At 35.6% G+C, this 19,091-nt stretch carries 20 protein-coding genes; 7 read left to right on the top strand and 13 right to left on the bottom strand.

The features are described 5' to 3' along the window. Window positions 1–13 precede the first annotated feature (13 nt). From thrC to ES765_RS04025, 7 genes are all read left to right on the top strand, one after another. Complete coding sequence (gene thrC / locus ES765_RS04055; RefSeq protein ID WP_138111343.1) at window positions 14–1,309, top strand: threonine synthase; 1,296 nt, start codon at window positions 14–16, stop codon at window positions 1,307–1,309. 99 nt (window positions 1,310–1,408) lie between these two features. Next, window positions 1,409–2,494, top strand: a complete 1,086-nt coding sequence (gene gcvT / locus ES765_RS04050) for a glycine cleavage system aminomethyltransferase GcvT (protein WP_138111341.1) — start codon at window positions 1,409–1,411, stop codon at window positions 2,492–2,494. Next, entirely contained in the window at window positions 2,494–3,408 is a 915-nt protein-coding gene (locus ES765_RS04045; RefSeq protein WP_138111339.1) for a glutaminase, read from the top strand. Before gcvT ends, ES765_RS04045 begins: the two co-directional genes overlap by 1 nt. A 2-nt stretch (window positions 3,409–3,410) precedes the next feature. Further along, window positions 3,411–4,232 carry a sugar nucleotide-binding protein gene (locus ES765_RS04040; RefSeq protein ID WP_138111337.1) on the top strand — a complete coding sequence of 274 codons (822 nt, stop codon included), beginning with the start codon at window positions 3,411–3,413 and terminating at the stop codon, window positions 4,230–4,232. A gap of 8 nt (window positions 4,233–4,240) precedes the next feature. Continuing rightward, window positions 4,241–4,537: a 4a-hydroxytetrahydrobiopterin dehydratase gene (locus ES765_RS04035; RefSeq protein ID WP_138111335.1), complete on the top strand. Its 297-nt coding sequence runs from the start codon at window positions 4,241–4,243 to the stop codon at window positions 4,535–4,537. A gap of 96 nt (window positions 4,538–4,633) precedes the next feature. Next, a complete protein-coding gene (locus ES765_RS04030; RefSeq protein ID WP_138111333.1) occupies window positions 4,634–5,344 on the top strand; it encodes a YebC/PmpR family DNA-binding transcriptional regulator in 711 nt (236 codons plus the stop codon). Between the two features lie 117 nt (window positions 5,345–5,461). Beyond that, window positions 5,462–6,652, top strand: a complete 1,191-nt coding sequence (locus tag ES765_RS04025) for a tyrosine-type recombinase/integrase (protein WP_138111331.1) — start codon at window positions 5,462–5,464, stop codon at window positions 6,650–6,652. A gap of 117 nt (window positions 6,653–6,769) precedes the next feature. On the opposite strand, the gene ES765_RS04020 is transcribed toward ES765_RS04025, so the two are convergent. The 13 genes from ES765_RS04020 to ES765_RS03960 form a co-directional block, all read right to left on the bottom strand. Continuing rightward, the gene (locus ES765_RS04020; protein ID WP_138111329.1) at window positions 6,770–7,390 is read right to left on the bottom strand and encodes a hypothetical protein; all 621 of its coding nucleotides are present in this window, start codon (window positions 7,388–7,390) and stop codon (window positions 6,770–6,772) included. A gap of 3 nt (window positions 7,391–7,393) precedes the next feature. Beyond that, a complete protein-coding gene (locus ES765_RS04015; protein WP_138111327.1) occupies window positions 7,394–10,432 on the bottom strand; it encodes a class I SAM-dependent DNA methyltransferase in 3,039 nt (1,012 codons plus the stop codon). 172 nt (window positions 10,433–10,604) lie between these two features. Beyond that, window positions 10,605–11,978 (bottom strand): hypothetical protein, encoded by a 1,374-nt coding sequence (locus ES765_RS04010; RefSeq protein WP_138111326.1) that lies wholly within the window; start codon window positions 11,976–11,978, stop codon window positions 10,605–10,607. A gap of 333 nt (window positions 11,979–12,311) precedes the next feature. After that, a complete protein-coding gene (locus ES765_RS04005; RefSeq protein ID WP_138111324.1) occupies window positions 12,312–12,557 on the bottom strand; it encodes a hypothetical protein in 246 nt (81 codons plus the stop codon). A 26-nt stretch (window positions 12,558–12,583) separates the two neighbouring features. Continuing rightward, window positions 12,584–13,606, bottom strand: a complete 1,023-nt coding sequence (locus tag ES765_RS04000; protein ID WP_138111322.1) for a relaxase/mobilization nuclease domain-containing protein — start codon at window positions 13,604–13,606, stop codon at window positions 12,584–12,586. Further along, the gene (locus ES765_RS03995) at window positions 13,603–13,944 is read right to left on the bottom strand and encodes a plasmid mobilization protein (protein WP_171017220.1); all 342 of its coding nucleotides are present in this window, start codon (window positions 13,942–13,944) and stop codon (window positions 13,603–13,605) included. The genes ES765_RS04000 and ES765_RS03995 overlap by 4 nt, the downstream gene beginning before the upstream one ends. Before the next feature lie 171 nt (window positions 13,945–14,115). Next, the gene (locus ES765_RS03990; protein WP_138111318.1) at window positions 14,116–14,601 is read right to left on the bottom strand and encodes a hypothetical protein; all 486 of its coding nucleotides are present in this window, start codon (window positions 14,599–14,601) and stop codon (window positions 14,116–14,118) included. Further along, window positions 14,598–15,386 carry a hypothetical protein gene (locus ES765_RS03985; RefSeq protein ID WP_138111316.1) on the bottom strand — a complete coding sequence of 263 codons (789 nt, stop codon included), beginning with the start codon at window positions 15,384–15,386 and terminating at the stop codon, window positions 14,598–14,600. The genes ES765_RS03990 and ES765_RS03985 overlap by 4 nt, the downstream gene beginning before the upstream one ends. A 666-nt stretch (window positions 15,387–16,052) precedes the next feature. Continuing rightward, window positions 16,053–16,268 (bottom strand): hypothetical protein, encoded by a 216-nt coding sequence (locus ES765_RS03980; RefSeq protein ID WP_138111314.1) that lies wholly within the window; start codon window positions 16,266–16,268, stop codon window positions 16,053–16,055. Window positions 16,269–16,313: 45 nt separating this feature from the next. Then, the gene (locus tag ES765_RS03975; RefSeq protein WP_138111312.1) at window positions 16,314–17,120 is read right to left on the bottom strand and encodes a PRTRC system ThiF family protein; all 807 of its coding nucleotides are present in this window, start codon (window positions 17,118–17,120) and stop codon (window positions 16,314–16,316) included. After that, window positions 17,110–17,820: a hypothetical protein gene (locus ES765_RS03970; RefSeq protein WP_138111310.1), complete on the bottom strand. Its 711-nt coding sequence runs from the start codon at window positions 17,818–17,820 to the stop codon at window positions 17,110–17,112. Before ES765_RS03970 ends, ES765_RS03975 begins: the two co-directional genes overlap by 11 nt. After that, window positions 17,820–18,863 (bottom strand): hypothetical protein, encoded by a 1,044-nt coding sequence (locus ES765_RS03965; RefSeq protein ID WP_138111308.1) that lies wholly within the window; start codon window positions 18,861–18,863, stop codon window positions 17,820–17,822. The genes ES765_RS03970 and ES765_RS03965 overlap by 1 nt, the downstream gene beginning before the upstream one ends. Before the next feature lie 2 nt (window positions 18,864–18,865). Further along, the gene (locus ES765_RS03960) at window positions 18,866–19,081 is read right to left on the bottom strand and encodes a PRTRC system protein C (RefSeq protein ID WP_138111306.1); all 216 of its coding nucleotides are present in this window, start codon (window positions 19,079–19,081) and stop codon (window positions 18,866–18,868) included. Between the last annotated feature and the right edge of the window lie 10 nt (window positions 19,082–19,091).

Here is a 19,091-nt window from a genome sequence, read left to right as displayed (position 1 = left end):
AAAAATACACATCTTGAAATTCTATAGTTTAAACAGTAAAGCACCTGAAGTATCTTTTGAAACTGCTGTAGTAAATGGAATAGCTCCTGATAAAGGATTATACTTTCCTGAAAAAATAAATCCTTTATCCCGCTCTTTTTTCGAGGAAATAGAACATTTATCCAATGAAGAAATCGCGTTTACGGCCATACGTCAATTCGTAGTAGGAACTCTACCCGATGATGTCTTAAAAGCTATTTTGAAAGAAGTGCTTGATTTTGAATTTCCGGTTGTAGAAATAACTCCTTCCATTGGCACATTAGAACTTTTCCATGGTCCTACAATGGCGTTTAAAGATGTTGGTGCCCGATTTATGGCACAATGCCTGGGTTATTTTTCAAGAGCCAATACAAAGGAAATTACCGTTTTGGTTGCCACATCTGGCGATACAGGTGGGGCAGTAGCAAATGGTTTTCTCGGTGTTGAGGGCGTTAAGGTTGTGATTTTATACCCAAGTGGTAAAGTTAGTGATATACAAGAACGACAATTAACCACATTAGGTCAAAACATTACAGCGTTAAAGGTTGATGGTACGTTTGATGATTGTCAGGCCATGGTCAAAAATGCCTTCTTGGACAACGATTTGTTAACTCACATGAAATTAACATCGGCTAACTCGATTAATGTAGCGAGATGGTTGCCACAACTTTTTTATTTTCTATTTGCTTATAAACAAGCGAAATCAAAAGGAAAAGAACTAATTTTTTCCGTTCCTTCTGGTAATTTTGGGAATATCTGTGCAGGTTTGGTAGCGCAGCGATTAGGAATGCCGGTGAACCATTTTATCGCGGCAACTAATGTTAACGATACGGTACCACAGTTTATGCTGACAAAAGAATATAGCCCAAAACCATCTACAGCTACTATTTCTAATGCTATGGATGTTGGTGACCCCAGTAACTTTATCCGTATTAGACACTTATTTCAAGATGATTTCGAGGCGTTAAAAAAGAACCTTTCCTCCTACTCTTTTAATGATGAACAAACAAAAGAAGCGTTAAAAGAAATTTATACTATTGACGGATATATTGCTGATCCACATGGTGCTGTAGGTTACTTAGGATTGAAGAAATATCAAGAACGACATCCAAATACATATGGCATATTCTTAGAAACTGCCCACCCAGTAAAATTCTTGGACATTGTAGAAGAAACATTAGCTGAAAAATTAGAAATTCCTGTACAAATACAAAAAGTGATGGGCAAAACTAAAAAATCAACTAAAATTTCTACCTATCAAAACCTAAAGGACTTTCTTATGACTTCTTGATTATAAGATATAGATTACAATATTTTCCTAAATAGCGATGTTCCCATAATTGCTTCTATTTATTTTCGATAAATTTGTATCGCCGATAAATAAAAGAAGATGAAAAATACTGCGCTTACCAAAACACATGAATCGCTTGGTGCCAAAATGGTTCCATTTGCTGGATATAGTATGCCTGTTTCGTACGAAGGTGTAAATGCTGAACATGAAACGATACGTAAAGGTGTTGGTGTCTTTGATGTGTCTCACATGGGAGAATTTCTAATTTCAGGCCCAAATGCTTTAGACTTGATTCAAAAAGTAACTTCTAACGATGCGTCTAAATTGACCTTAGGTAGAGCACAGTATAGTTATTTGCCAAATGAGACTGGTGGAGTCGTCGATGACCTTATTGTTTATCGTATTAAAGAAGAGCAATATTTATTGGTTGTAAACGCCTCTAATATTGATAAAGATTGGGCTCATATTTTAAACTATAACAATGAGTTTAAAGCGGATATGAAAAATATATCCGACAGCTATTCCCTATTAGCGATTCAGGGTCCTAAAGCTGTTGAAGCTATGCAAAGCTTGACCTCCATAGATTTGGCTGCTATGAAATTCTATCATTTTGAAATAGCTGATTTTGCAGGTATTGAGCATGTAATCATTTCCGCTACGGGTTATACTGGATCTGGGGGTTTTGAAATTTATTGCAAAAATCAAGATGTAAAACAAATTTGGGATAAGGTATTCGAAGCTGGTGCCGAATTCGGAATAAAACCGATTGGATTAGCTGCACGAGATACATTACGTTTAGAAATGGGTTTCTGTCTGTATGGAAATGATATTGACGACACAACCTCCCCTTTAGCGGCAGGATTAGGATGGATAACAAAATTTACAAAAGATTTCGTCAATTCGGAAGCACTTAAGAAGGAAAAACAACATGGACTAGAACGAAAATTGGTTGCCTTTGAATTAGATGATCGTGGCATTCCAAGACATGGTTATGATATCGTTGATGGAAATGGAAAAACTATTGGAGTAGTAACTTCGGGTACTATGTCCCCATCAATGGGCACAGGCATAGGTTTGGGTTATGTCCCTATTATTTTTTCAGAACTAGGAAGTAAAATCCATATTCAAATTCGAAAGAATGCTATTGCTGCAACCGTAGTTAAATTACCATTTTATAAAGCTTAATGGTAGACTTTCAAAGTGTTTTAAATGGTATTGGAATTACGGCAACAAAAGCTACGGATAGAGGACGTATTGCTTCCTATATCCCTGAGTTGGAAAAGATTGATTTACAAAAATTTGGTATCCATTTAATCAACATAAAGCAACATAGCTTTTCATCTGGGGATTCAGATGAACGATTTTCCATTCAAAGTATATCAAAAGTTTTTACACTTTCTATGGCACTAGGTTTAATTGGAGAAAAACTTTGGGAACGTGTAGACGTAGAACCTTCGGGAGATCCTTTCAACCACCTATCTTTATTAGAAATGGAAAATGGTATCCCTAGAAATCCCTTAATTAATCCGGGAGCCATAGTTGTGGCAGATATCTTGGTATCGATATTAGACAATCCAAAAGACGATTTTTTAGCATTTATCAGAAATTTAGCAGATGATGATTCTATAAATTATGATGAAGAAGTAGCTCAATCTGAAAAAATGACAGGATATCGAAATTACGCTGCGGCGAATCTTTTAAAATCCTACAAGAATTTGACCAATGATGTGGATAGCGTCTTAGATTTTTATTTTCATCAATGTTCAATTTCAATGAGTTGCGCACAATTAGCAAATGCCTTTTATATGTTTATTAACAATGGTAATTGCAGAAGAAACAATACTCAATTATCTAAAGGGCAAGTGAAGCGTATAAATGCCTTAATGCTTACCTGTGGTTTTTACGATGAAGCTGGTGAATTTGCCTTTGAAGTTGGGCTACCTGGTAAAAGTGGTGTTGGCGGGGGTATCGTTGCATTATTGCCTAATGAATTTTGTGTGGCAACGTGGTCTCCGGGGTTAAACGAAAAAGGTAATTCAAAATTAGGAATGCTAGCCTTGGAAAGATTGACGACACAAACAGAACTCTCTATCTTTTGACATTGGAAAACAAAAAAATATTAATCCTTGGTGGTAGTGGGTTTATTGGCAATGCTATATATAAAGAGCTTTGTAAATATTTCGATACCTACGGTACCTATTGTCACGCCGCAAATTCCTATTCTTCTAATAAGCAATTTGTGCATTATAATTTAGAGGAAGATGATATTGTTGAAGTTTTAGAATTGATAAAACCCCAAATTATAATTTCTGCATTACGTGGTAATTTTGCTGCACAAGTAATAGCTCACGAACATATCTTAGAATATATAATAAAGGAGAACTGTCTAATTTATTTTATTTCATCGGCAAACGTTTTTGATGCCTATAGTAAATATCCATCATACGAAATGGACAAAACACTTAGTGAAAGTATTTATGGTAGATTAAAGATTAGAATTGAAAATATGCTTCTTCGATTACCCAAAGAAAAAATGGCTATCTTAAGAATGCCCATGGTATTTGGAAATAGCTCCCCTAGAATACGGGATATGAAAAAGGCAATAATCGAAAATAAACCGGTGGACGTATTTCCAAACTTGATTTTAAACGTAACAAATGATGATAAGGTAACGCAGCAAATTCATTATCTTATAAATAGAAATAAAACAGGAATTTATCATTTGGGAAGTAATGATTTAACACATCATGAAGATTTCATAAAGGAAGTTTTAGAACGCGTAGGTAAATTCAATCCGATATTAAAAAGGGTATATACCACTAATGAGGATCGATATTTGGCAGTACTGCCCAAAACCAATAAATTACCAAAAAATTTACAATTTACATATCAGGATATTATTGATCATCATGTCCTTAATTAGCAACAATCATGAAAGAAATAGAAAAATTTACTGATCAACAAATAGCAGATTACCTAAGTCAACTAGACGGGTGGGAGTATGTCGATGGTGCAATAGAAACCACTTTTGAATTCAAAGATTTTAAAGAAGCGTTTTCTGTAATGACCCGAATTGCCTTTGAGTGTGAAGCTCAAGGCCATCACCCAGATTGGAGTAATGTTTACAAAACGCTAAATATTCGATTAAGTACTCATGACGCAAATGGCGTAACAGAAAAAGATTTTGAACTTGCACGCAGTATAGAGGCCATAATTGAGAGCGAATAATAATTCATAAAACAAAAAACCCTTGTTCAGTAAAGTAAGTTTTATGATTTCTGAACATCGCCTGTTTTTGTACATTTGTTTATAAAATAATTAACCATGGGAAGAGCTTTTGAATTTAGAAAAGCACGTAAAATGAAAAGATGGTCAGCAATGTCCAAAGCCTTTACGCGTATAGGCAAAGACATTGTTATGGCCGTAAAAGAAGGTGGTCCTGATCCAAATACTAATTCTCGACTTAGAGCGGTTATCCAAAATGCGAAGTCAATCAACATGCCGAAAGACAATGTAGAGCGTGCCATAAAAAGGGCTAGCGATAAAAGTCTTGGTGATTATAAGGAAGTGCTATTTGAAGGGTATGCTCCGCATGGGATAGCAATTTTGGTTGAAACTGCTACGGACAATAATACTAGAACCGTTGCAAACGTAAGAAGTTATTTCAATAAATGTAACGGAAATATGGGTACCTCAGGCTCCGTAGAATTTATGTTTGACCATACGTGTAATTTCAGAATCCCTACAGAGGGTACTGACCCAGAAGAACTGGAATTGGAATTGATTGATTTTGGCGCAGAGGAAGTTTTTGTAGATCATGACGGTATTTTAATATACGCTCCGTTTGAAAGTTTTGGAGCTATACAGAAAGAATTAGAAAATAGGGAACTGGAAATCCTTTCCTCTGGTTTTGAAAGAATCCCTCAAGTAACAAAAGCTTTATCGGAAGAAGATGCTGCTGAGGTAGAAAAACTTTTAGAAAAGTTGGAAGAGGATGATGACGTACAGAATGTGTATCATACGATGAGGGAGTAAATGCGCCAGGACCCGCACACTATAACCATATCGGCGTTTTATGCAATTTCAATAAAGTTTATAATCATTTATTTTTACTTATATTTGTTATGATTTCGAACTAATATCGAACTAACAATGAACTTTAATTATTTTCTTTCCTCTTACAAAAAAAAGAACGGTACGCAATTGTTAAGACTAAAATTAGAAACTTCCCAATCAGATGTACAGTATTTAGATTCTGGAATTTCAGTTCAAAAGAATCAATGGGATGGTAAGAGGAAAAAAATAAAAAGACATCCTCTCGAAGACAAACTAAATTCAAATTTGACATCCCTCTTAGTTTCCGTTCAAAAACTATATTACGACAATACAGGTGTTTCGGCAAAACGATTGCTTTTTTTGTACAAAAACAACAAAAAGTATGATTCAAGTTCCTTCTTAGATTTCTACCAACAAATCGTTGATGAGGCAAGATTGAAGGGTAAAATACGCACTGCCAATACTCAGGATAAATACATTAAAAAACTGAAGAAATTTGCAAGTCACATCTCATTTTCGGACCTATCTGTTCAATTTGCTAAAGATTACGAAAAATGGATGCTTGAAAAAGGAAATAAGGTAAACACAGTAGCCTCTAACTTCAAAGCAATTTATTCTGTATTAAACAAAGCGGTAAAAATTGGCGTTATAAATCATAATCCTATAAAAGGGTTTGAAATTACAACAGAAAATACCCCTAAAGATTCATTGACATTTGAAGAGATAACAAAACTTTCAGAATTGGAGATACCTTCGAGGTTCAAAGGAATGGCAAAGGCTCGTGATTTGTTCTTATTCTCTTTTTACACCGCTGGTATGAGATTCTCAGATGTCTGTAGGCTTAAATGGCAGAATATTGTTGGAAATGAAATTGTTTACACCATGCATAAGTCTAGGGCGAGAGCTGGGGCAAAAAGAACACTTCCCCTAACTCCCAAGTCGATTGCCATTTTAGATAAGTATAGAGGAAATGATGACATTTTTATCTTTCCCCCACTCTATGGTATGAATAAAAAAGGTTTGGAAGAAATAGAACATAAATTATATATCGCAAACAATGCTGCAAACAGATCCTTGAGAATTGTCTGCGAAAAAGCTGGAATAAAAAAATGGGTAAATATGCATATGGCCAAACATTCTTTTGCAGATTTCGCCGTTAAAAATAATACTGGCCTATTGATGATTTCTAAGCTTTTAGGTCATACCAAATTATCCACCACCCAACATTATCTAAAAGATTTTTACCATAAAGAAGAGTCAGAAGAAATGAACCGATTGTTTGGGTAATAAAAATCAGTTTCCCTAAAATATTTCTAAACTCTTAACAAAAGGTGCAATTTGTAAATAGTTTAAAATCCTGAATATGTCTTTCTGGGTGTTCATCTCAATTAGTCATGATTATTTTTAAGCACTATGTAAAGAGGTAAAATCAAACATAAAATGTTTTATTTGCAAATTATTTGGGTGTACAGATTCGTAATATTTATCGTGTAAATCGTAGGTGCGGAATTTTAAATATTCAAGCCCCCTTTCGTCTTTCTTCAAAAGTTTATTTACTCCGTCCACAGTTTTATCTAGCTCTCCATCCAAAACATAACCAAGTAGACATCCATTATCATATTTATTTGATACAAAATTGTCAATTCCTGTATCAATATAACGTCGCTTCAAACCAGAATCTTTTTCTTTGAGGTTTTTGGCTTCCATATGGTATTCATACTCTAAAGATGAATTTATAGTTACCAATCTAAGGTCTATTCTAGGCAGTTTCGCTGCAAACCCTTTTTCTTTTTTTATATCATCTTTTGGCAAGTGCTGCTCAACATTCGTAACAATGCTCCACTCTAATCTTAATGGATTCTCCTTGATGTGTTCGTGTAACTCAGAAGTAATGTCATTTTCATCCCAATTTAGTTTAATGACCTTAGCTTCCATAGCTGAAACATAAGACTCTGTTATCAGCTGAAAGCATTTTTCTTCAAAGCCTCTTTTGAAGCAAGCAACTATTACCTTGTTTAATCCCATTTATTACACTTCATTAAGGATTTCCAGTATTAATTCTGAAGCATCTTCAATCGCCATCGATTGAGTCCAGAATCTCCTCTGATTGGGACGAACAATAAAAATCTCGTTGCCTGTTTTATAATTTAATTTTTTTCTGAAATAGATGTTTGTGCTTTGTTTAGTCCATAAATGCTTATCTAGTTGCCTCAGTTCTTCAGCCACGTTTTCTTTAGATTTTATCAAACCACTTTTTTTAGTTCCAAAAGATAATTTAACCATCATCAATGGTGAAAAATGAGGCATTTTAAAAACTGTAGCATTACAAACAATATCCTGGTTATTAAGAAATTTGTTTATTTCTGAAGAAATTCGTTCAGAATAGTCCGATACACTTACTACTGGTAATAGTGCTTTTGATTTTTGCTTGTTTTCGAATAGGTCAAGACTGTATTCAAGACTGTCATTTATTATGACCATCTCTCTATCTGTCATCCCCAAAACATCCTTCAAAATTACCTTATCAATCTTTTCTTCTAATTGGGAATAATCTTTTTTGAAAAAATCCGATTTAATTCCACTCATAATTTCGTCAAAATGACCTACGATTTTTGACAAGTTTTTTTGATTAAGCAAATCAATAATTGCTGGAGTGTCCATCACTTCATCCATAAAAATTTGCTCTCTTTCTATTCCCCAAGAAGAACTAACCATAAATAAAATATAGGTAGTTATTTTTGAGTTGAAAATAGCAGTCAAAGCCTTCTTGTAATCACTTTCAACATTGCCATTAAATACATAACAGGCTGTAGTACAAAATGCGAAGTAATCAATAAACGATGCAGTTAGCTTTCTATTCTTTTGTCCTTTTTTAAATAAAACGAATGGTGGTTCAAATAGATTCTTATCTATATTTCTAAAATACTTGTCATTCTTTTGTAAGGCATCGCTAGGGGTATAAAACCTTTGGATGTATCTTGAATTGATTACTTCCTCCGGAATAAAATCTTGATGCTCTCTATCTCCGTTAAGCCCAGCTCTAGGTAAATTCCAACCATTTTTAGTATTTTTTAAAAACGCTTCCATTGAGACCGTCTTTTTTGATATTCTATTGATAATATCAAAATCGCTCATTCCACCCCACATAGCAACTTTCCAAATTTTAGTGGATGGTTTTTGACATTCCTCTCTAGGAAGATATTTTAAATCTGTACTATCGATACTTACACCTTCTATGACATTTGACTTTATATAAGTTTTTGGGGCATAATAGATAATTGTATCTGATTTCTTTTTTGGGGTATTTTTCCTATAAAAAATAACGCTAATGGGTCCAGTTGCAGAACCAAATAACTGACCGCCAAAATCTTCAGGAACTTTTCTTAAAATTGAAAAATTATATATCTTTTCTACATAGCATTCATTAAAAAGCCATTCTCTAAAAGCTTGATATTTACCATTGGTATTTGTGAGTACTTTAGTATTGAAAATCAAGGCAATTTCGCCATTTTTAGAAAGTGTAGTTGCTTTGTGAAGAAATGGAAGAACCATTTCTTTAGCAAAACCGTATCTATCGCTATAATCACGAATAGTTTGGGATAGATTCTTAGTACCAAAAGGTGGGTTTCCCACCACTAAATCGAAATTAATTTTTTCTACTTCTGGATTCTCCTGAATAGTATCACTACGGAATAAGTTATTACCCTGTTCTACCAAGGTATCGTCTGAAGGGTCATTTATCAGATATGGCAAGCGATAATCTTTATTTTGCCAGATCGTCTTAGGGTTCAAATTATCTACCAAAGCTAAGTAAAGACTAAATGCTGCTACCTTGATGGACTGGGGATGTATCTCTACACCAAAAATATTATCCGTTAGTAGTTTCTTCAGCTCATTAAAGTCCGTAAGCTTTTTTGCATTTGCATTTTCGTGACGCTTAACCAAACGTTTAAAACTTTCGACCAAAAAAATACCTGAACCGCAAGTTGGATCTAATATCTTAACATTAAAATTCTTTTCCGTCCTAGAGATTGGTAATTTCTCATTTAATATAAGTTCAACTAGGGAAGGTGGTGTGTAATATGTACCTGTATCTTGTTTTAAAGTTGGATTTATTTCAGATAGGAAATTCTCATAGATTTCACTCAATAATTCTATTTGAATAATGCTAAAATCGAAAAGGCGTAAATCTTCAAAAAGATTCTGCTGAGAAGAATTATCGTTGCCATTAATAAAACACTTTCTAATGATTTGTAGATGTTCTCTAGAAATTGCCTCATTGCTATCTAAAGTAAATACATTACCGTTGAAATATTCTTCCAATTTTTGAAAAAGAGAATACGTCTTATCAGAATCATCCAGAATGTCAAAATAAGACTTTGCACCATTTTTTATTTCTGAATAGAATTTTTCATCCGTTGCGCCTCTGTCTTCTAAATACAAAAGAAATAGAGAACGCATTATTATTTTGTGGATAAGGTTAATTTCTAACCCTTCAGCTTGTAGTTGCTTGGCAGTATAGGTAAGGCTTTCTACAAGGTATTTATCAACCCTTCGTTGAAGGCTAATTTTCTTTCTAATCTCAAAAGCTTCTTCCAATGTCCATATAATACCAGTATCAATAGCGATAGTGGAAAAGAGATTTTGAAGCTGTTTAAGTTTGGTTTTATCTTTGAACTTGTAGGACTCAATCTCGAGTGTTTTAAGCTCCTTCTTATAATCAAAATCATTTGATTTAATCAAAAGAGGTTTTTCCGCACAATTGTAAATACGAATTTCAGTTTCCGAATAAACGTATAGAAAAATTACCTTTTTAAAATTCCAGATTTTTTTTTGAGCAATTGCAACTTGTCGAAGTGCTAAGTCATCAAATTTTTCAACTTTTTTTAGAAAGACCGCAGGATAGCTATTGTGATTTTCGTCTGTACTGAAATAAATCTCATCAATACCGAAGTCCTTAACTTGATTTATTACAACTAACTGACTTTCAGATATTTGATTAGATTCCGAAGTAACAGAGACGGCTTTATCCAAGCCTAAATTTTCTATTATATCAAAATCAATCATATCGAAAGTTGTCCAAAATACCTGATAGTTAGTTACATACTAAATTAATTCCAAAGATACAAATGATTTCGAGATTTTGGTAATTGAAATTTTATTAATATTTGGAATATTTCCATATTTATGGATGAGTAAGTGAGTCTACAATAGACCCATTCTTGGCAGCAAATTCCAATCATGGTAGCGGCCTATCCCAATGATTTGCATCGTCTTCAGTAATTTCATCTTCTGGCACAATCATTAAACGTGTATTTAGGGGTGGTCTAAGCGAGAAATATGGTGATATCGTAGAAACGGTCTCATCAAAAACCCAATATTCGTCAGGTCTTGAATATGCTTGAAAGAAGCTACAAAAAATCCACCTTAAATTAGTATTTTGAGTGCTTATTTTTCCTATTGTATTCTTGATTTTATCAAATCTTTTCTTTTCAACTTGTGGACCGTCAAATGTCTCCATGCCCACATGAATTACTGCTTTATTTTCAGAATTGAATTGTAGCATTGCTTTGTGCACCTGATTTTTAATGTCTCTGGCCTTAGCCCATAAGGCTTCTTTAGCATCACAGCTACAATAAACACCAAAAGCATTATTAATATCTGATATGTACACGTTGTTGACGTTACCGTCTCCAATTCTAAAAAAATTAGCGGATATGCCACATGTAAACCCTTTGTTATCTATTGGCTTTTTTCCTATTAAACTATGCAACATTGGGGAATAATCTTTAACAAAATTATTTTCTAGATGCTCTTTTATTGTAGACATATCAACAAATGATAATTCTATATCTACATTGGCGTTGGAAACAATTTTTCCAGCAACTGCCCCCTTAAGCTGTTCTTCTAATAGGTTTTTTAAAAAAGTATCAGGTAAGCTCTCAAGCTCTACATGAAATTCGATATCCAGTAAGATATTTCTTTCTAAGAGTGTTTTGCTGATATAAGAAACCATCTTTTGTCTTTTCGTATTTTCTCTGTAGGTGTAGTCCGAAGTCTTTGATTGCCTTTTGCATTCAATACTCCAAGTTTCTCCATCTTTTTTAGCTATTATGTCCGAAGTTTTGCCAGCTTTTTTTTCATCGAGAAATGCTACTTGATATCCATTTCTGGCCCAAAGAAGAGCTGTCATAATTTCAAAAAGAAAAGCATCAGCTTCTGATTTTCTTTTACGTATCAATTCTTTTATTTTTTTTTCAACTCCTCCAATATTTCTCAATAAGTCTAAGTCTAGTCCAAAACGCTTAAAAATTGGGACAATCCTAGACCCTTGGAAGAATTCGTACTTATGCGGTTCATTGATTAGCATATCCAAAAGATATAAATACCAACCAATTACATCGTTTTTTACTACAACTAAGGTTCCTTCGGATAGGGGTTCTGAAAAAGGTTGAGTGGCTTTAAATTGGACTGCAATCTTATTCTCAATATCAGCTTTTCTCTTTTGCCAATCCTTTTCTGACATAAATGACATAAACCATTCCCATGACTGAATCACATGATTATCATCATATTGAGGTAGGTTTATTTTTTCAACTGGTATCCTTATCATAATTTTTATTTTTGAATTTCACATAAATTCTATTTTCGATTTAGTTGAACTTTATGTATTAAAATCAAAGTTTTGCATATTTAGAAAAAGCGGAAATAGTTTACCTCAGACAGTCGTTAAGATGTACTCTTTACATTATGCCTTTTGACCATTGTTTCAGTATTGTAGTTGAACACCCTAGAATATAATCAAAATAGTATCACTCTTTACAAAATCCGCTTTTTGTAAAGAGTACAATAGAACTAATCTAGGTCTCGAAGTAATCTGAAAAATCATTAATCCATTTTGTTATTAAACAGGCAGGCTCCATTAATCTCATAAATTTATTTATCCCTAATCGTTCAATGAGATATAATACCCTTTATCAACCCTGATGCTTATTTCTCCTTTTCTCAGTTTTTGATTGACCGCCTCAACATCCTCGTGAGCATATAAATATTTTTTTCCAATTTTGAAAAAATTAACTAACCCTAGCTCACGCAGGGCCAACATGATTTGACCATTATAAGACACACCAAGTTTTTCGCAAAAAGCTTTTCCCGTGAGATTAAGCGGTTGTATGTCTACTTGGTTAACCATGAATTCAAATAATACTAGAATTTCGTCTATCTTTTTTTCCTCTTCTTTTTGCGCTTCCTACGGTCAAAATCTTCCAACTCTATCTTGAACGGAGTAAACGGTTCATCTTCTAGACCATCCTCTTGAGTGCTTCCCAAATCGTATTTTGGTTTTTTATCAACTTGGATTGTCCCTCTCTCAGCATTTTCTGTTTTTCCGATAAGGTATCTTGATGTGCTTGTATCTGAAATAACAGTTCCTTTAGCTCCTTGTTCTGGATGATTATTTTCGAGAATAATTGTACAGTCTCTGCTTTGTTCATAATTGATTTGTTTTATAATGTTGTTCCAAGAAAAACGTCTTCCCAAGGTGCTTCCTTTGTAAATGATGCCCTCGTATTTAAAGGAAATACCGGATATCCTTCCTGTGGTCTTGCTAATGTTGAATTTGGGTCTGATTTCCTTTGACTTGAGTTCTTTTAAAAAATCCTCTGTATTTATTGAATTTTTCAGCGTTTCGCCTAAATGATGTTGGAGCACACTTTTGACAGGCGCGCTTCCTGTCCGGATAGACTTCTCGATTTCCATTTGAGTTAATGCCGACTTTCGTTTTATTGTCAGGTCAGGCAGTTGTGAAATACCGTACTTTTTTTCGAGCTTCCTGACCAGTCGTTCACTTCGTTGATAATCTTTACTATCGCTAACTAATGCACCGGAAAACTTTACCCGATTGGCTACAATATGGATATGCTGGTGGCTCTCATCATTATGTCTGTAGATGATATATTGATTGTCATCGAATCCCATTCCCTTTAAATACTCCTCTCCTAAAGAAACGAATTGGCTATCATTTAACTCCTCCCCGGGTGGTAGGTTCAACGAAACGTGGTAAACAGCTCGACCAAGGCGTGGAAGCAGCGCGCGAACAATATTGAAGTCTTCGGTCATTTCGACCGTGTTCCCCAAATCGATATTTGCATTCAGAACAACCGCTTCACCCGATTCAACCTTCTTTTGATTATAGGCCAATAGTCCATAAAAATCTTTTCCGATTATTTGTTTGGCTATCATCGCTTCTTGATTTCGGACTTTAATTCATGTAAAATTGTTCTCAATTCCTCCAACTGGTAAAACAAGCTTTTGGGCGCGTGCATTCGCAAATGGGAGTTTCTTGTCAATTGATTTATGTTGTTTCCAATACGGCTTAGCTCAACAAACAACTGTCTGTTTTCTGGGCTTATCTTCTTCCTAGGAAGCGACCTGCCCGAAACCTTTTTTCTTATATAATCAGGAATGGACAAACCTAATGTAGCCGCGCTTCCGGAGACTATCAAGTATTCGTTAACCGTCATCCGAAGATTGACCCTTATCGCCTTCAATGATTCGATATTCTTTTTCGGCCTTGCCATAATTATTGGATTTAGGAAGGATTTTGAACACGCCTCGCAAACGAAGTGAGCGGTTTTTGCTTGCAAAAACATGGCTTGCTACATGACCTCCAATTAATATGGGTCAAACCTAGAATTTTTCGAATATCGGAAAGGGCTTTGCCGTACACGAAGTATTGTACGGTAAAATTTTTAGCAGAGTTTTACATCCTCGAATATAACTTTAAGAGAAACCTCAGCTTCGGGAACTTCAAAATAGCGGTGGGATTCCAAGACGAGATGTTGCAATGCCGATTTGTAACGAGATTTGGCATAGCCATTATCCTCATAAAATGTGCAAGGATCTTTTGGGTGTATATCGCTTGGTGTATTGAACGATTTCGTATCCCTGTTCATATATTCAAACCGTTGCGATGCCCTTCTATGAATGCTTTCAATTTTAAGGTCGTCCGGATACTTTAAGACATCAAAATACAATTCCTCTAAAATTACGATGAAAGCTCTTCGTCTTGATAGTTTCGGTTTTCTCAGCGTCAACTGAAGTGCCTCATGAGCGTCTCGAACAAGCTGTTCGGCCGACAAAACATCCGATTGCGAATATTTCTGTCCACCGATTTCTGGGTTTTCTTCTGCTGAAAGTTCTATAAGGTACTTAAGAAGTTTTTCAGAGGAAATCATAATTTGGGACCACCTTTTCGCTTGCCTATTGACACAGATTTTTTCATTGCATTTTCGATAGTCTCGGTTAGCTTTTCCAATCGCAATGAAAGTCCCAATAGATTTTGTTGAACGATTGACCCTGCCAATATATAGTCCGCCATAGTAGTCGCTTTCGGCTGGCACTTTGCTTTTATAATAAGAGCTAATAATTTGCTTTCGTGGTCATCGATATCATAATGGGCATTTTGGAACTCCTCATCAAAGAAATCAACGATACTTTTTGGGCTATGGTTTTTTTCTATTAGGGATTTTATCGAATCGGCTAACGGAATACGTTCTGAAAATTCCCCTAGGAAATAAGCAATTGAAAAACGCCCATACTCCCATTTTCTATATGAAGTTGTTTGATCCATCAAGTTCATTTCGACAAAATCCAATAAGCTTGGATTTTTCAAGGGCTCCAATATATTGAACTCCAGCTTTTCTAATGCTAATAATTGAGCCTTTGTAGTTTCGTCAAAATTATGAATTAGATGTTGTACGAATGTTTGGGAAAGATTTAAAAAGTGCTGTTTATTGTCTAAAACTGCACTCATAAACAGCTCTCGTTTACCTTGCGGTACTTCATCATAGTGAAGTCCATAGGTAAAGATTACAGCAATAAAAGCTCTTAAATGCTTCGGCGGGAGACGAAAATTTTCATAGGAACTGTTCTTAACATTAATTTCATTGATTAATTCAGAAAATGGTTTTTCATCTACCCGTGCGTCAAATTTCAATTGGTAATATTCCAGTTCCGACATTTTTTAAATCAATTAGAAAAACTGTGTTATATGTAGCAAAATGTTTCCTGTTCACTTGGCCATGAATCAATATAACATAGTTAAAAAGGAATCATCAAGCGATAGAAGGAAAAAAAGTAAGATACTTAAGATTTTTAACTTTCTAAACCATAAAATATTCCCCTTGCCGTAGATAGCAAATTACAAAAAATTTCATAAGAATCGATAGCTGATACTATTGATTAATCACACATGGAATGGTCTGGTGTAAGAAACTTATAAAATGCTGATAGGGGCTTCTAAACATATAAGGCAAATGTATGAAAGCCCTTTTCGGGCTTTTATAGTTTTGCTTTACGTTTCGAGGAGGTTGTGCGAAAGCAAGCCGCTAAGGCGCAGCTTTTGCATAACTTCCGCAGAAACCATGGGGAGGGAGGAAAATAAGCGGTGGATACATATTGGAGCAAGCTCCAAAAAAAGTAAGGAAAATATGTTATTTTATGCTTCAAATTTTTCTTTTTTTATGCTAAAAATCAAAATCTTAATTGACCAAAAACCCTAAAAAATAAACTCATTTTAACTTACCATACAGTACGGCCAACATCAATAAAATAATCTCTCGTCTTTTTGACTGTGGTAGCTTTTCAACAGTATCGTATATAAAACTTATATCTTGTTTCAAATCGTTCATAATTTATCTTCTATACACTTTATCAGGATTATTTGGGATAGGTTCTCGGTAAGCGTTTGGCGAGGTAATAGCCAAGCACAGACATCTCCATGACTCCGAACAGCCATACCAAATCCTTGATGAAGGGGATGCCCACCAAGATAAAAGCGAAGAGCAATAGCGGCAGTCTCAAAAACCGTTTGAGCCTCATTATTCCTTGAAACACAGTCCATAAGAACAGGACGAACACCATAAATGGTAATTTTTCATAAAGAATTTCAAGCGATAGCATATACATCGGGTTTTATTGGGATTGGGATTGGATTCGTTTTACCTGTTTCAAGGTTTACAAATGCTCCGTGATATTGGATTTTTTTGTTTATAAGTAATTCATAAAGACAATGAACCGCCATTGAGGTTAGTACATCGTTGACAAATAGCGATTGCTCCTGTAATTTCTCAGCATAACTGCAACCCCTGCCTTGTTCTACATCATCTTCCATCGCTAAGAGGTTGGGAAACATGTCTACGATATGATCTAATTTATGGTACTGTGCTTGGACTTCAGTAGTTCCGTCGTCGTTCGAAAGATTTCCGAGAATGTATTGTCCAAAATATTTTCCATTGCCCAAATCCATCCAATAATATTGGTGTTTGTAGGGAAAGTGGCTTGAATTTGAGTTCTCCAATACCTTTGCCAATTGCAACCGAAAATCGGCACCGTCCACACAACTGATAATCAGATTGCAAAACAATCTTTCATCGGTAGCTTCAATCCGTTCGGGAACGGCATCCCATTGTAATCCAAACGTATGATTGACCTTGGTAACCGCACAGATCGCCTTATTGCCCCCTACATCCTGTGGAGCATATAATTGGCGACCTACATTTGACGGCTGCACGACATCTCCATCAAAAACAGTTACATAGATGCCAGGATGCTCCAATTGCACCAAAGCATGGTCAAGCCTTGCCAAACGTGCCAGCATCAATGAACCATTACCCCCTGCACCTATCAGGGCAATGGTTATGGGATGGGTAGGTGCAAAAAAATAGTTCGGTGCGTAGTGATAATCAGTTTTCATAGATATCGTTTATAGTCTTATGATTCGGAATCAAAAGGGTTTCATCAAAATTCTGTTTTTCTAACATCTGCGGCATCAATTCCACATAGTTTCCGTTTAACAGATGATTATGGTTGGTATGGGTGAACACAGATTGAAAAAATTGTTGTTCGGCAAATGCCATGATGTCCTCATAAAAGCCTAAATGACCATAGTCCAAGGTAGCGTTGCCCATACAAACATTTCCCGTTATATATGTGTTCATAAAAGGGGCATGATATAGTTCGGAACGCTCATGTATCGGTTTCTTTCGTAAAAGCCCATAGACCGATAGGGATTCCCCAAAAAGGGAAAATAATAACTTCGGTATGGGATAATCTCCTGTCGAAATCTCCAATCCATCCTTAAACAATAGCCTTTCCGTTTTTCTATTACAGCACCATACCAGTTGTAGCGTGCCCTTTTCTTTGAAATAGAGCAGTTTCCTAGGCAACAGTCCTTTGAATGAAAACTGGTTCTTGTCCACATCGACTAATTTGAGCATGTCACGCACCGCATCTTTGGTAAGCGGTGCTCCCGCACCTAATTTACCCTTACGAATGGGATGCTTTGAAAAGTAGCATTTGTCCTGTCCGTTATATCCATTGACCGCTTCATAGCCTATTAAGGCAACTTTTGGTTCATAATGTTGTCTTGGGTCGTGTAGGGTTTCTTTTCGCATCAGAGTTTTCTTAAAAGTTCATTTAAACGGTTCATAAAATCGAAAATAGCTTTGACCTCTTGCGCATCATGCATATAAAAGTCCGTGGTGCTTTCTCCAATGGTTATAGAAGAATCATAGATGGTGTGCGAATACCCGTTTTGGGCTATTTCGTTTACAAAATTGATATACCCGTTTTCCAATTCGGAGTCCTGCCTATCGATGAATACGATAAGGTCGTCCACTTGCAGATCCAAATCATCTTCCAAAAAACGGAGGTTTCCATAGGCTTCAAAATTAAGGGCAGACGCTTCCAACAATAAATTCCGTATTTGTTTGAACAACGGATTTTTGGGTCGATAACTCGTCATACATCGCAACCAATCGAAATCCTCAAACTTGACATACTCAAGAGTGTAGGTTGTGATAAAACATCGTATGCATTCACCGTTGGCACAACAATCGACTTCGGGTTCAGATTCAGATTTCGCTATATCGAACGTCCATTCGAGCAAGCATTCCAATAAGTAGCCCATGCGTTTGAAAACATTATCAAAGGGTAGGGAATGGACAAAGGACAATAGCGAGCGATATAGTTTTGGATTTCTTTCCCGAAGCAAAAAAATAGGTTTCATAGGTATTGCCCATATATGATGTGCTACGCAAAGGGGTTTCATAATACAAATGCCGTCCCTTTCATCATGGGTATGAATTTCCTTGACAAGCGCATGGGGAATTTCTTTGTGCAACCGTTGCAATTGCCCAAAAAATTGCAGTTCAGGTTTTGCTTTCGGTTGTTCTGTAGTTGTGTTGCAAAGTTTATCCAATGCCTTTTTGGTCGTATCGCTCAATAATCTCCAATGCGCTTTTTCTTCGGCTTCGAAAACTTCCAGTCGTGGTAGAACGGGAATGGTCAGGTCAGATAAAAACGTTCCCCTTGTTGAATGTGTTTGGGTCTTTGGGTTCCTGAAAAAGGCTTGTTTTCCGTATTCAAGATACAGAACAACCCCTTGTGAAATGTGGATAGGTCTTTTTTCGATGGTATGTGTTCCTCTTTCATTCATGCTTATCCTTTAGTTCCTGCTATCGTCTTAAATATGATTTCATGGAAACCGTTGACAATTCCATTATCCACCGTTTTTGCGTTGGTGAGTTCAGGATAGACAGATGCGTAATGATCCTTGATTTGATTCGGTTGCCAGTTCGGGTCGATGTCGTCCAAGAGGAAATCTCCCGACACGTTTTTCAACTTAAATTTTCGTTTTAGTCCTAATATCTCCATAGTGCTTGTT

This window comes from Maribacter sp. ACAM166 (assembly GCF_005771495.1).
GTDB lineage: Bacteria > Bacteroidota > Bacteroidia > Flavobacteriales > Flavobacteriaceae > Maribacter.
This window is presented reverse-complemented; position numbering and strand designations above follow the sequence as displayed.